Raw genomic sequence first — 13,057 nt, 5'->3', positions numbered from 1 at the left:
CCTAGATCACCGGTCGACCCGAACCAGGGATCGATCGGGAACATGCGAAGGGGGCGTCCGATGGCCGTTCTGGGACGACTCGCGGACCGCGTCCTCGGCCTCCCCGAGGCGCCGGCGCCGGACGTCGGGATGGTGCGTGACCTGCGTGTCCCCATGCCGGACGGGGTCACGCTCGTCGCCGACCTGTACCGTCCGCGCGGAGCCGGGATCCTGCCCGTCGTGCTGATCCGCACCCCGTACGGCACGCGGCAGCCGGTCATCCGCCTGTTCGCGGGAGTGCTCGCTCGGCGCGGCCTCCAGGTCGTCGTCCAGAGCGTCCGCGGCGTCCGCGGATCGGGCGGCGAGTGGCGCGCCTTCCACAACGAGAAGGACGACGGCCTCGCCACGCTCACATGGCTCCGCGCGCAACCGTGGTGCGACGGCCGGGTCGCGATGGCAGGGGCGAGCTACCTCGGGTTCGCCGAGTGGGCGGTCGCGCCCTACGCGGACCCGCCGCTGGAGGCGGTGGCGCTCGGCGTCACCGCGTCCGAGTTCGTGAGTTCGTTCTACCCGGGTGGCGCGCTGGCCCTGCACAACACGCTCGTGTGGTCGTCGTCGATGGGCATCCGGGACGACATGAAGCGCCCGCTGCACAGCAGGCGCGTCCGCCGGGCGATGCGGCACCTGCCGGTGGGCGAGGCCGACCTCGCCGCGATCGGACGTCCCGAACCGTTCCTCCGTGAGGTCACCGCCCACGCCGAGCCCGGCGACGACTTCTGGAAGGCCACCGACCACAGTGCCGCCGTGCCCGGAACCACCGCGCCCGCCACGATGGTGACGGGCTGGTGGGACCTCTTCCTCCGGGGTCAGCTCCGTGACTTCGCTGCTCTGCACGCCGCCGGCCGCCACGTCCGCATCACCATCGGCCCATGGGGACACGACACGAGAGCCCTCCGCGCGACGCTTTCCGACCAGGTGTCCTGGCTCGATGCCCACTTGAACGGCGACACGGCCCGGCTGCGTCAGGCACCGGTGAGGCTTCACCTGCAGAAGGCCAACCGGTGGCTGGACTTCGACCAGTGGCCTCCACCTGAAACCAAGCCCACACCGCTCTACCTGTCCCGAAGCCTCTCCTGGGACGAGTCAGGCGCTGCCGACACCGGCCCCTCCACGTTCACCTATGACCCTCTCGACCCCACGCCGACCGTCGGCGGCCCGCTGCTGTCGCCGGGCAAGGGCGGACAGCGCGACAACACCCCCATCGAACGCCGCCGCGACGTGGTCGTCTTCACCGGCGCACCCCTGGACCGCGACCTCGACCTGATCGGCCCGGTCTCGGCGACGATCCACGTCCGCACCAGTACCGGCCACGGCGACCTGTTCATCCGCCTGTGCGACGTCGACCGCGAAGGCGTCTCCAGGAATGTCACGGACGGAATCCTCCGCCTGAACCCGGACGACATCCCGCCGGACGGCACCCCATCCGACGGCACCCCGGAGGACGGCATCATCCGGGCGGAGATCGAGATGCATCCGACCGCGTACCGGTTCCTGCGCGGGCACCGGCTCCGCGTCATGCTGGCCGGCGGCGCCTTCCCCCGGTTCGCGCGCAACCACGGCACCGGCGAACCCGCCGGGCGGGCCGTCGCGTCCCACCGCACCCGCTTCGAGGTCTTCGGCGACGCGGCGCACCCGTCCGCCGTCCACCTCCCCGTATGGAGCGGCTGACCGTCAACCGGGGCAGGGCGTCAACCGGGCAGGGCGTCGGCTTCCGCGCGGAGGGCCTCGAACTCCTTCAAGACCTTCTTGCGTGAACGGGCGGACAGCCGGTCGATGTAGAGCCTGCCCTCAAGGTGGTCGGTCTCGTGCTGGAGACAGCGGGCCAGCAGGCCCGTCCCCGCCACGGTGACCTGCCCTCCGGTGACGTCGAAGCCGTGAACGACCGCACGGTCGGGACGTGCCAGACGTGCGTGCGGGCCCGGTACGGAAAGGCAACCCTCTTCGTCGTCGTCCAGGCGGCGGTTCTCCAACACCGGAAGCTCCAGGACGGGATTCACGACGGCCCCCTTGTGCCGCTCACCATCCTCGTCTGGGCAGTCGTAGACGAAGACGCACAGGTCCACACCGATCTGGTTCGCGGCCAGGCCGACACCGTCCGCCTCGTACATGCTGGCGAACATGTCGTCGGCCAGTACCCTCAGTGCCGGGCCGAACTCCTCGACGGGCCGGCAGGGCCGATGCAGGACCGGCGTCCCCACCAGCGTGATCGGTCGCACCAGTCCCGCCATCGCCCGCACCCCTCCAAGCCCGCCACGTCCTTACCCCCAAGGATGGAGCAAATATCGATCCGCCGCCCGCCCAGATGCGGAGCGTGTTCCGTTCGTCGCATACCGTGGCCCGCTCGTCGACGCGGGAGGTTCGAAGCCTCGATGCCGTCGCACCCGGCTCGCTACCTTCGACGCATCCGCTGAACGGCCGGCGCGAGTCGCTTCGGGGGGAGCGGCCGGTGGTTGTGTGCGCCGGGGCCGACACAGCGGAACGGGGGGAGAGGGGTCACTTCGGGGGAAGTGGCCCCTCCGTCCGTTCCGGGGACGTTTGTAAGTTGACTATAAGGCTGCCGCGAAAAAGGCGTCGGCATATCAGAAGTAAATGCCGGCCGGGCGTCCCAGAATCCTTGGAACCGCGAATTCCACGTCCATCGCGGTTCGGCTAGTGAAGGGTACGCCCCCGATGAACGAACATTTGGCGCATGCGTTCCGAGTGCTCCCCGCAGCCGCCGTGCTCGCCGCGGGCACCGTCCTGTCCGCCGGCGGCGCGGCAGCCGCCCACGCCGCCGCCCCCGAACGTCCCGCGGCGATTCAGCTCGCCGCCAATCCGTATGAGCGCGGCCCCGCGCCGACGGAAGAGAGCATCACGGCGGAAAAGGGTCCGTTCGACATCGAGAAGATCGATGTTCCGGCGGGCAGCGGAGAGGGCTTCAACCAGGGCACGATCTACGCGCCGACCGACCTGGGCGAGGGTACCTTCGGCGCCATCGCCGTATCGCCCGGCTTCGTCTCCCCCGAGGCTTGGATCAGCTGGTACGGCCCGCGCCTGGCGTCCCAGGGGTTCGTGGTCATGACCCTGGAGACCAACAGCCTCCTCGACGTGCCCGCCGCCCGCGGTGAGCAGCTCCTCGCCGCGCTCGACTACCTGACCGGCGACAGCAAGGTGAAGGACCGCATCGACGCGTCCCGCCTCGCCGTCATGGGCCATTCGATGGGCGGCGGCGGGACGCTGGAGGCCGCCGACGAACGCGCGTCACTGCAGGCGGCGATTCCGCTCGCGCCCTGGAACACCGACTACGACTGGGCGAACGTCCGGGTCCCCACGATGATCATGGCGGCGGACAACGACTTCATCGCCCCGGCGGGCGCGATGGCGGAGTCGTATTTCAACGGCCTTACCGCCGCACCCGAAAAGGCGTATCTGGAATTGCGGAACGCCGGGCACATGACGTTCAACTCGCCGCACACCACCATCGCGAAGTACGGCATCGCGTGGATGAAGCGGTTCGTCGACGATGACGTCCGCTACGAGCGGTTCCTCTGCCCGGTGCCGGCGCCGGGCGACGGCATCGCCAAGTACACGGGCACCTGCCCCACCGGCTGACTCGCACCGGCTGACTCCCGCCGGTTCCGGGAACGGTGGTGACGACCGGCATGAGGTCGTCACCACCGTTCTCCCGTGCGCTCCCGCGAGCCGGCGGGAGCTTACGGGTCGCCGGGGGACAGGCGCCGGTCGCCCGAATCGAGCCGGACCAGGTAGTGCAGGAGGAGCAGCAACTCGATGCGGCGGCCCGGGTCGAGCAGGACGCCGCCGAGCATCTCCTCAAGGCGCCGGATCCGGTACCGGACGGTCTGCTCGTGCACCATGAGCCGTTCCGCGGCCGCCACCGCGTTGTCGCGGCTCTCCATGTAGGTCAGCAGCGTCCGCGACAGCGCGTCCCGCCGGTGCGGCGGCAGCCGCATCAGCGGCGCCAGCCGGGAGCTCAGCGCGACGTCGATCAGCTCCTCGCTCTGCGCCGCCACCAGGCTCGGCAGATGGTCGAGGCAGCGCAGCGGCTCCTTGCCGGGCAGCACGCCCCGCTCGACCAGCGCCAGCCCGCGCCGGGCCCAGCGCAGCGACAGCGCGGCGCGGGCCGGCGGGACGGTCGGCCCGATCGCCGCCGCCCGCGTCCCCTTGATCGCGGCGAGCAGCCGGTCCTGCCCGGGGCCGTCCGGGTCGGGGCAGATCAGGTACGGGCCGGGGGCGTGCCAGTCGACGAGGAGCGAGGGCGGCAGCACCGGGACGTCCCGCGCCGGGTCCGGAGCGACCGCGACGACGGCGAGGGTCTTCGGCGCCGGCCAGCCCGCCGCCCGCGCCAGTTCCCCGATCGCCTCGGCACTGGCCGGCGGATCCATGACCAGCAGGTCGCGGAGCCGCCACCGGAACCGCTCCCGCTCGCCCGCCAGCTCGCCCTGCGCCTGCGCGTAGCCCTGGCCGGCCGCGCTGGCGATGCGTTCCAGGTACACGAACAGCGACTCGGTGATCTTGCCGAGGGTGTCCAGCGACCAGCCGAGGCGCCGCGCGTCCTTGATGAACCGCCGGCAGGCGACCTGCCCGCTGACGCGGATCGCCGACTGCAGGCCGTCCAGGCTGCGCCCCTTGCGGGCCTCGTGCGCGCCGATCCCCTCGAAGATGGCGGTGACGGGCGCCCACTCCATGTCGGGCCGGCCGATCGCGTCGACGAACTGCCGGACGCTCTCCTGCACGGCCCAGCGCATCCGGCGGCCGTAGCGGCTCTCCGGCGGCCGCGCGTACTCGGGCACCAGCGACTGGATCTCCTGGATCATCTCCACCGCCGCCGCCTCCAGATGGGGGTGCATCGGATCGGCGAACTCCACCGGCACATCGGAAAGCGGGAAGTCCGAGGCAGGGGACGGGCTGGTCCGGCTCATGGGCGCCCTCCTGGAACACCGGCCCCCGAACGTTCTGGACGTCGTCCCGGGGGTCACCCCAGCCCCCCGGATACCGTTCCTTCAGGCTCGGTTGTAAGGACGCCCCACGATAGATGCGGGACGGAAGGTTCGGCGCCGCCCGATTATCAACCGGCTGACAGTCTCCGCCCGTCCCCTTCCCCCCCGGCACACGGCGGCTCCGGCACCCGGACGGCCGGCGGTCGACACCGTCCTCGGCCGTGGGCGCGTCGCCGAGCGCGGCGCGCGGCGAACTTCTCGCGCTCGGCGGCCGTCACGCCGCGATCGTCTCCCGCGACGAGACGCTCACCGTCGCCTGAAAAGCGATCTCCATCGCCGGGCCCAACCGGAATTCTTCGTAAAGGAATTCCCGGCCCCGTCCAAACGGCATTGCCGACCGGCCAATGGAGAGAAGATCAGCGGACGGTGCCGGGACGTTTCCGGCGTAACGCCAAAGGTGTTCACGAACGGACCGCGCCGCGAAAATTTGACCCGGCGGAAGTCGACTTCCAGGCCCGGCTGCGAAATGGTCTCCCCATGTATTCACGAATTCGAGCCGCCCGGACGTCCGGGCCCACCGGATGGCTCCTGGCCTTCCTCGGCGCACGCGAGCAGACGATGCGCACCCACACCGGACTCGCCGCCGGCCCCGCGGAATGGCTCTTGGTCTTCCTGGAGGTCGAGCGCGCCGAACTCGCCTCCCGGCAGCGTCCCGAGCGTCCCGCGCCCATGCTGTCGCGGCGTGGCAGGCCCGAGGAGTCCCCGTTCGGCCGGCTGACCGCCCGCAGCGCGTAGAGGAAGGTCATGACCATCGAGATGCTTCTCGCCGCCCTGATCGGCGGCGCGATCGGCCTCGCCGAACTCGTCGCGCGCTACCGCGACAAGCCGGTCGCCGCCCTGATGTCACCGGGCGGGCTGCTGTTCGTCTTCGTCAACGCCAGCGCCGCGATCGTCGCGCTGATCGCGGTGACCGCCTCCGGCTGGACGTTCGGGCTGCCCGTCACCACGCCTCCGGCGAGCCTCGCGGTGATTCAGGTGATCACCGCCGGGGTCGGCTCCGCGGCCCTCCTGCGCATGTCGTTCGGCCCCGCCCAGAGCAGGTCGAGCGGCACCGGCCCCATCGCCCTCCTCAACGGCATCCTCCGGATCGCCGACGGCGAACTGGAACGCAAACGCGCGCTCAGCCGGCTGTCGCACAACGACCTGTCGGGCCTGTCGTTCGAACGCGACCACGCCGCCCTCGCCGAACTGTGCTGCCACCTCATGCGCGAGTTCGACCTGGCGGAGGCGCAGCGGCTCGGCGGGCTCGCCGCCGAACTCAGCCACCGCGACGACCTCACCGACGCCGACAAGCTCGACTGCTGGGGACTGGAGTTGACCCGTCTCGTCGGCGAGCGCGCCCTCCGGCAGGCCGCGCGGCGGTTGCGGGACCGTCCGCGTGAGGAGCCCCGCCCCGCCGCGCCCGAGGAACGTCCGGCCTCCCCGGTGCCCGACACCGAGTACGGCACGGAGACCGTCCCGCCCCGCCCGCCCATCGCCAAGACCTCCCGCCTCGCCGCGAGCACCAACGGCAGGACGGAACGCAAGTCGTTCAGCGATGCCTGAAACCCCGTGAAATACCGGTGTGCCCCCGGCGGGTGCACCGGTATTTTGCTGACTCCCCCGCGCTATTTCGGCCGGACGGGCATTGGCGGGACGATTTCGGAGGCGCCCTGTTCCTCCAGGGCCGCGGCGATGCGGTGCAGCGCCTCCGCCATCGAGATCATCGCCTGCACCTGGGCGGCCGCCATGAGGTTCTGCGGCGAGGGATCGGCGGCCTGTGCCTCCGCGGCCGCATCACAGGCCTGCTGGCTCCACCAATGCACGCGGCGATCCTATTCGAGTCGCCGAATGCGTCACCTGCCGCCGCGCCGCATATTACGCAGACCGAAAAGGAAAGGATTCGAAACCGTGAACACCGAACCGCGCGCCGCGCCGCCCGCCGGCCGCCCGGATCCCGCGCTTCCGTGCTGGGCCGTGAAGCCGGTGCGGCAGCTGACCGCCGGCGAGCTCGCTGAGGCCCTCGGATACCTCGAACGGCACCGTCCCGACGACGACGTCCTCGGCCGCGCCCTGGCCGGCGAGTTCGCCCGCCGCACCGCCGCCGCCGAGTTCGCCCACCGAACCGCCGCCGGCCGCGCTGATCCCACCGGCCGAGGGGACCCGGCGGGCCCGGAGGACGTGACCGGCCGCGGGGACTCGACCGGCCCCGTCGGCCCACCGTGGACGCCCTCGGCTCCGGAGCCAGGTGGTGCCCGTCGCCCCCGTCCGTGACCACGCCCCGCGGCCGGCTCAGCCGCTCGCCGCCGCCTTCATCGCGGGCCCACCGGCGTTCTCCGGCGCCCGGGAGGTTCTGCGCATCAGCAGCGGGACGCACAGGAAGACGGACGTCCCCATGACGACGAAGTACGGCGTGGTCCCGGCGTCCAGCAGGAAACCGCCGGCGAACGGGCCGAGGAAGAACCCGAGCTGACGGACCTCCGACAGGCCGAAGTAGGCCCCCTTGTGCTCGTCGGACGCCATCTCGTGGACGGCCATGTCCGGCATCGGCAGCAGGACGCCCTCGCCGATCGTCCAGAACACGATCCCGGCGTACAGCCACGCCAGGCTCCAGGGGCTCGCCCAGAAGCACGCGAACGCGACCGTGAAGTTCACCGCGCCCAGCGTGATCATGGTGTTGCGGCCGAGCCTGCCCGACACCCGGTCGATCGGCACCTGCAACGCCAGGGCGAGGACGGCGTTGGTGATGAACAGCACGGCGAAGTAGGCCTCGGTGCTGTCGCCGTACTGGCCTTTCATGTACAGCGGGAGCATCGACTCCAGCTGTGAGAAGACGAAGAAGACCACGATCCCGCCGGCGACGACCGCGAGGAGCCGCCGGTCCCGCAGGACCGCCCCGGCCGACTCCCGCGCCGACGGCGAGGACGCCCCGCCCTCGCCCGCGGGTGGCTGGAGCGCCACCAGATCACGGTTCCGCACCAGCACCAGCACCAGGTAGGACGCGTAGAAGACGGCCGGGACGGCGAAGAACGCCACCGGGCCGACGTGGTAGAGCGCACCGCCGATCGCGGGCCCGACGATGGCGCCCGTGCACAGCGTCATGTACCGCACCCGGAACATGCGGCCCTCGTCGTCCGCCGCATGCGACAGCAGCTTCTTCGCGCCCGGCTCCACCATCAGCCGCGCCCCGCCCAGCAGCAGGAACAGCACGATGATCGCCGCGGCTCCGCGGACCGAGGCCAGCAGCCCGTACACGGCGACGTAGCCGGCCAGCCCGACCCGCATGAGCGGCACCGCGCCGAGCCGGTCGACGATCATCCCGCCGAGCAGCCCCCCGAACGCGGCGGTGAGCGCGACGGCCCCGACGACGGCGCCGACCGCGGGCTTGCCCAGGCTCGTGTGCTCGGTCAGGTACAGCGGCGCGAACGGCATCGCCGCGAAGAAGGCGAGCGAGTTCAGCAGCGCGCCCCCTTCGAGAAGCCGCTGCGCCGGAGTGAGCCGCCACAGCGGCACCCGTGCCTCGCCCGCGTCCGCCACCCCCGGGACGTTAGACGCCGGCACCGACAAAACCCCGGCATCGGCGGGGTTCCGCCGGCGGGCTGGCGGACGTGCGGCCGTGGGTATAGACGGGGCTGGGAGGAATCATGGAGGTACGACTGCGCAGGGTGTACGACCCGGTCTCGTCCGACGACGGCAAGCGGATCCTGGTCGACCGGGTGTGGCCGCGGGGTTTGTCGAAGGAGAAGGCGCACCTGGACGAGTGGGAGAAGGACGTCGCCCCGTCGACCGGGCTTCGCAAGTGGTACGGCCACGACGTCGACCGGTTCGAGGAGTTCACCCGCCGCTATGAGGCGGAGCTGGACGACCCCGAACATGCGGCCGCCTTCGACCGCCTGCGGGAAACCGCGGGTCAGGGGCCCGTCACCCTGCTGACCGCGACCAAGGACATCGACCACAGCCAGGCCGCCGTCCTGGCGTCCCGGCTGCGCGACGGCGGCTCTCGCAAGAACTGCCAGGTGACTCCTCCCCTCCCTGAATGAAGGAGTTTCATCCCTCGCGGGATTGAGGTTCCTGCTTCAACGGGCCGTGCCCCCCGGAGTTCTCCGGGGCTGGCCTTACCAGCCCTCCACAGGCGTTTTATCTGTCCGCCAGCCCGGCGGCCAGAATGTTCTTTGCCGCGTTCACGTCCCGATCGTGGACGGTGCCGCATCGCGGGCACGCCCACGACCGTACGTTCAGCAGCATCTTGTCGCGCATATGGCCGCACCCGGGCGCAGAGCACAGCTTCGAGGACGGAAACCACCGGTCGACCAGCAGCAGATCCCGCCCGTACCAGCCGGACTTGTACTCCAGCATGCTCCGCAACCGCGACCATGACGCATCGCTGATCGCCCGCGCCACAGAGTGGTTCTTGAGCATGTTACGCACGGTCAGGTCCTCGATGGCCAGCGCTTGGTTTTCGCGTACCAGCCTCGTGGACAGCTTGTGCAGGTGATCACGACGCCGGTCGGCGATCCGGGCGTGGATCCGCGCCACCCGTGCCCTGGCCTTGTCCCGGTTCGCCGACCCTCTCTCCTTGCGGGACAAGTCCTTGTGGGCCTTGGCCAGCTTCAACTCTCCGCCGCGGAAGGTGAAGGCGTTGTTCTGGAAATTCGCAGACCTGCGCGACTTGCGCTTGGACTTGAAGCGGGGGTACCCAAACCGTTGGGCGAAGAAGTTGGTGAAGGCGTTTTGCTGCGCGCGCAGGCACTGCTGGAGCGGGACGTTGGACACCTCGCGCAGGAACGCCAACTCGGGGTCCTGCTTCCAGGCGCTTCATGGCCTTCGACTCCGCCGACGGCAGCGTCAAGACGACCTACCACTTCGCGTGGAAGAAGTGCCCGGGCCGCTGACGTCCCGTCCCGCCGGGCCGCGCTCTCACCCAGGGAGGGCGCGGCCCGGTTCTCGTCCGCAAGCGCCGCGCGGCCCCGGATCGGCGCCACAGCGGCCCGGACCTGCGAAGGGCCCCGTCACAGGCGGTGAAGAACACGTTTTAGAGTGGAGGGGACTTCGAGGAAGGGATCCCCACATGCCGTTGGCCCCCCGCCTGCCGGCCCCACCCGAGACGTTGTCGTCCCTAGAGGAGACCTATGACAGGGTGCTGCGCCGCGACCCGGGCGAGGCGGAGTTCCATCAGGCCGTCCACGAGGTGCTGGAGACCCTCGGGCCGGTGCTGGCGGCGCGTCCCGGCCTCGCCGCCGCCAAGCTGGTAGAGCGCCTCGTCGAGCCGGAACGCCAGATCATGTTCCGGGTCCCCTGGCAGGACGACCAGGGCCGCGTCCACGTCAACCGCGGTTTCCGCGTCGAGTACAACGGCGCGCTCGGCCCCTACAAGGGCGGCCTCCGCTTCCACCCCACCGTGAACCTCGGGATCGTGAAGTTCCTCGGCTTCGAGCAGGTCTTCAAGAACGCGCTGACCGGGCTCGGCATCGGCGGCGGCAAGGGCGGCAGCGACTTCGACCCGCACGGACGCTCGGACGAGGAGGTCATGCGGTTCTGCCAGTCGTTCATGACCGAGCTGTACCGGCACGTCGGCGAGCACACCGACGTCCCCGCCGGTGACATCGGCGTCGGAACCCGCGAGATCGGCTACCTGTTCGGCCAGTACCGCCGCGTCACCAACCGGTGGGAGGCGGGGATGCTCACCGGCAAGGGCATGCTGTGGGGCGGGTCCGCGGGCCGGACGGAGGCGACCGGCTACGGCAACGTGCTGTTCACGGCCGAGATGCTCAGGCGGCGCGGCGAGGACCTGGACGGCCAGCAGATCGTGGTGTCCGGATCCGGGAACGTGGCCATCTACACGGTCGAGAAGGCGCAGCAGCTCGGCGCCAACGTGGTCACCGTGTCCGACTCCGGCGGCTACGTGGTGGACGAGAAGGGCATCGACCTCGACCTCCTCAAGCACGTCAAGGAGGTCGACCGCGGCCGCGTCTCCGACTACGCCGACCTGCGCGGCGGCTCGGCCCGCTACGTACCCGGCGGCTGCGTATGGGACGTACCCGCCGACATCGCGCTGCCGTCCGCGACGCAGAACGAGCTGGACGCCGCCGCCGCGAGGACCCTCGTCCGCAACGGCGTGAAGGCCGTCTCGGAGGGCGCGAACATGCCCACGACGCCCGAGGCCGTCCACATCTTCCAGCAGGCCGACGTCGCGTTCGGGCCGGGCAAGGCCGCCAACGCCGGCGGCGTCGCGGTCAGCGCGCTGGAGATGCGCCAGAACGCGTCCCGCGCGTCCTGGACGTTCTCCCGCGTCGAGGAGGAACTGGCCGGGATCATGATCGGCATCCACGACAACTGCTACGAGACCGCGGAACGCTACGGCGCCCCCGGCGACTACGTTGTCGGCGCCAACATCGCGGGCTTCGAACTCGTCGCCGACGCGATGCTCGCCCAGGGCCTGATCTAACCCGCCCGGGGCCTCGCCCGGCCCGGCGGAACGGCAGCCTTCAACGGCGAAGGCGCCGGCATCGTCGTCCCCGGCCCCAGGGGCCGTTGTCGTCCGGCGGGATGTCGGGCTCGCGCTGTACCTTGATCGGCACTGTCGTCGATCGGCACCTGTCGTCGCGAGGAGCCCGTGCATGCCGAACCGCAAGCACCTCCCTGAGTTCGCGGGGCTGCGGACCTTCGATTTCCCCTCATGCGAGGAGCTCGGCACGCGGCTTGTCCGCGCCGGGTACGAGGCGGAGGAGCGGGGCCTTCCCAAGCCCGACGCGCTTCCGCCGGACGAAGCGTTCATGGCGGCGAAGGCCGAGCCGGGCGCGTTCGCGTGGCGGCTGCGGCTGATGCCGTTCGGGGACGAGGAGGACTTCCGGACCTACCTCAAGCGTTTCATCGCCGAGATCGACACCGCCGCCGTCACCGCGCTGATCATCAGGAACTGCTGGGATCCCGGTCCGGCCAACGACCACGTGGACGCCGTCCGCGACGCTGTGACCGAGCACGCCGGGGCGTTCCCCGCGCTGCGCGCCCTGTTCTTCGGTGAGGTCACCCGCGAGGAGGCCGACAGGTACTCCTGGATCGCGCAGGCCGATGTCTCACCGCTTCTGGCCGCCTTTCCCGGTGTACGCGAATTCGTCGTTCGAGGGGCCGACGAGATGACGTTCGGAGGGAGTTGGGGGACGTTCACGCTCGCCTGGAACGTGCCCCGGCACAAAGAACTGCGACGCCTGACGTTCCAGACCCATCGGCTCGATCCGGTGGTGGTGCGCGGCGTCCTCTCCTCGGATCTTCCGGCGCTGGAGCACCTGGAGTTGTTCCTCGGCTCGGCGGACGGTGACGGCGCCTCCCCGGAGGACCTGGCTCCGCTGCTCGCGGGCGCGGCCTTCCCGTCCCTGACGTCTCTCGGCCTGCGCAACGGGCAGGACACCGACGCGCTGGTCGCCGCCATGGCCGATGCCCCCGTCACGGGCCGCCTGTCCGTCCTCGACCTTTCGCTCGGCACCCTCACCGACAAGGGCGCCCAGATTCTGCTCGACACTCCGGCGTTCCTCGACCTGGACCGCCTCGATCTGCATCACCACCACATGTCGGAGGAGATGACCGAGCAGATCCGCAGCCGGTTCACCGAGGCCGGAGTCGCCATCGACGTCGGCGGGCGCCAGGAGCTCGAAGAGTACGAGGACGACGAGTACGAGTACGAGGAAGAGCCGATCTATCCGGCGATCGTCGACTGAGTATCGCCCCGCCCACAGAGGAAAGAGGAGGGCCCCGGTGATGCCATGCTCCACAGGGGTGTCACCGGGGCCCCGTCGCCCACTCGCGATCTGAACTACATGGACCACCCTCCTCCTTTAGCGACGTTGGAACGGCGGGTGCGGGACGGTGGCAAGGAATGCCGTGCCGCCGAAGTTCGGGCCGGACGGGCCGGACGGGCCGGAGAGCGCCGGGGAGCGGGAACGGCGAGACGAGCACGGTTCCGGCGGTGGGTTCCGCGATGGTGAATCCAGGGCCAGATCAGCCAGGTCAGGCCGAACCCGAACAGCATGCAGACCGCGCCGTAGATC

General features: G+C 70.6%; 12 protein-coding genes and 1 pseudogene. 8 read left to right on the top strand and 5 right to left on the bottom strand.

Translation table 11 applies throughout. The features are described from left to right. Positions 1-60: 60 nt before the first annotated feature. Positions 61-1,707, top strand: coding sequence for a CocE/NonD family hydrolase (locus tag ACGFK0_RS35285; RefSeq protein ID WP_392912859.1), 1,647 nt, complete (start codon positions 61-63; stop codon positions 1,705-1,707). A 20-nt stretch (positions 1,708-1,727) separates the two neighbouring features. On the opposite strand, the gene def is transcribed toward ACGFK0_RS35285, so the two are convergent. Beyond that, a complete protein-coding gene (gene def / locus ACGFK0_RS35280) occupies positions 1,728-2,267 on the bottom strand; it encodes a peptide deformylase (RefSeq protein WP_392912858.1) in 540 nt (179 codons plus the stop codon). Between the two features lie 442 nt (positions 2,268-2,709). Between def and ACGFK0_RS35275 the strand changes: the two genes are divergently transcribed. Then, positions 2,710-3,630, top strand: a complete 921-nt coding sequence (locus ACGFK0_RS35275) for an alpha/beta hydrolase family protein (protein ID WP_392912857.1) — start codon at positions 2,710-2,712, stop codon at positions 3,628-3,630. 101 nt (positions 3,631-3,731) lie between these two features. Here ACGFK0_RS35275 and ACGFK0_RS35270 read toward each other — a convergent pair whose 3' ends face one another. Then, on the bottom strand, positions 3,732-4,958 hold the full coding sequence (locus ACGFK0_RS35270) for a PucR family transcriptional regulator (protein WP_392912856.1): 1,227 nt from the start codon (positions 4,956-4,958) through the stop codon (positions 3,732-3,734). Between the two features lie 555 nt (positions 4,959-5,513). Between ACGFK0_RS35270 and ACGFK0_RS35265 the strand changes: the two genes are divergently transcribed. Continuing rightward, entirely contained in the window at positions 5,514-5,771 is a 258-nt protein-coding gene (locus tag ACGFK0_RS35265; RefSeq protein ID WP_392912855.1) for a hypothetical protein, read from the top strand. A gap of 9 nt (positions 5,772-5,780) precedes the next feature. Further along, entirely contained in the window at positions 5,781-6,581 is an 801-nt protein-coding gene (locus ACGFK0_RS35260; RefSeq protein ID WP_392912854.1) for a hypothetical protein, read from the top strand. Positions 6,582-6,643: 62 nt separating this feature from the next. On the opposite strand, the gene ACGFK0_RS35255 is transcribed toward ACGFK0_RS35260, so the two are convergent. Next, positions 6,644-6,841, bottom strand: coding sequence for a hypothetical protein (locus ACGFK0_RS35255; RefSeq protein ID WP_392912853.1), 198 nt, complete (start codon positions 6,839-6,841; stop codon positions 6,644-6,646). An 85-nt stretch (positions 6,842-6,926) separates the two neighbouring features. On the opposite strand from ACGFK0_RS35255, the gene ACGFK0_RS35250 reads away from it, so the two are divergent. Beyond that, the gene (locus ACGFK0_RS35250) at positions 6,927-7,289 is read left to right on the top strand and encodes a hypothetical protein (RefSeq protein ID WP_392912852.1); all 363 of its coding nucleotides are present in this window, start codon (positions 6,927-6,929) and stop codon (positions 7,287-7,289) included. Between the two features lie 18 nt (positions 7,290-7,307). Here ACGFK0_RS35250 and ACGFK0_RS35245 read toward each other — a convergent pair whose 3' ends face one another. After that, the gene (locus tag ACGFK0_RS35245) at positions 7,308-8,552 is read right to left on the bottom strand and encodes an MFS transporter (protein WP_392912851.1); all 1,245 of its coding nucleotides are present in this window, start codon (positions 8,550-8,552) and stop codon (positions 7,308-7,310) included. A gap of 107 nt (positions 8,553-8,659) precedes the next feature. Here ACGFK0_RS35245 and ACGFK0_RS35240 point away from each other — a divergent pair, with 107 nt between their 5' ends. Further along, positions 8,660-9,055, top strand: a complete 396-nt coding sequence (locus tag ACGFK0_RS35240) for a DUF488 domain-containing protein (protein WP_392912850.1) — start codon at positions 8,660-8,662, stop codon at positions 9,053-9,055. Positions 9,056-9,062: 7 nt separating this feature from the next. On the opposite strand, the pseudogene ACGFK0_RS35235 reads toward ACGFK0_RS35240, so the two are convergent. After that, positions 9,063-9,824, bottom strand: a pseudogene (locus tag ACGFK0_RS35235) (RNA-guided endonuclease TnpB family protein); the annotation flags it as partial. A gap of 259 nt (positions 9,825-10,083) precedes the next feature. Between ACGFK0_RS35235 and gdhA the strand changes: the two are divergent. Together gdhA and ACGFK0_RS35225 are read left to right on the top strand one after the other, a co-directional pair. Further along, positions 10,084-11,460 carry an NADP-specific glutamate dehydrogenase gene (gdhA, locus tag ACGFK0_RS35230; RefSeq protein WP_392912849.1) on the top strand — a complete coding sequence of 459 codons (1,377 nt, stop codon included), beginning with the start codon at positions 10,084-10,086 and terminating at the stop codon, positions 11,458-11,460. 172 nt (positions 11,461-11,632) lie between these two features. Next, positions 11,633-12,727: an STM4015 family protein gene (locus ACGFK0_RS35225; protein WP_392912848.1), complete on the top strand. Its 1,095-nt coding sequence runs from the start codon at positions 11,633-11,635 to the stop codon at positions 12,725-12,727. Positions 12,728-13,057 lie beyond the last annotated feature (330 nt).

The sequence above is a fragment of the Spirillospora sp. NPDC048823 genome (assembly GCF_043198445.1).
In the GTDB taxonomy this organism is placed as follows: Bacteria; Actinomycetota; Actinomycetes; order Streptosporangiales; family Streptosporangiaceae; genus Spirillospora.
Note: the sequence above shows the minus strand (reverse complement) of the source record. Positions and strands in the feature narration are given on the sequence as shown.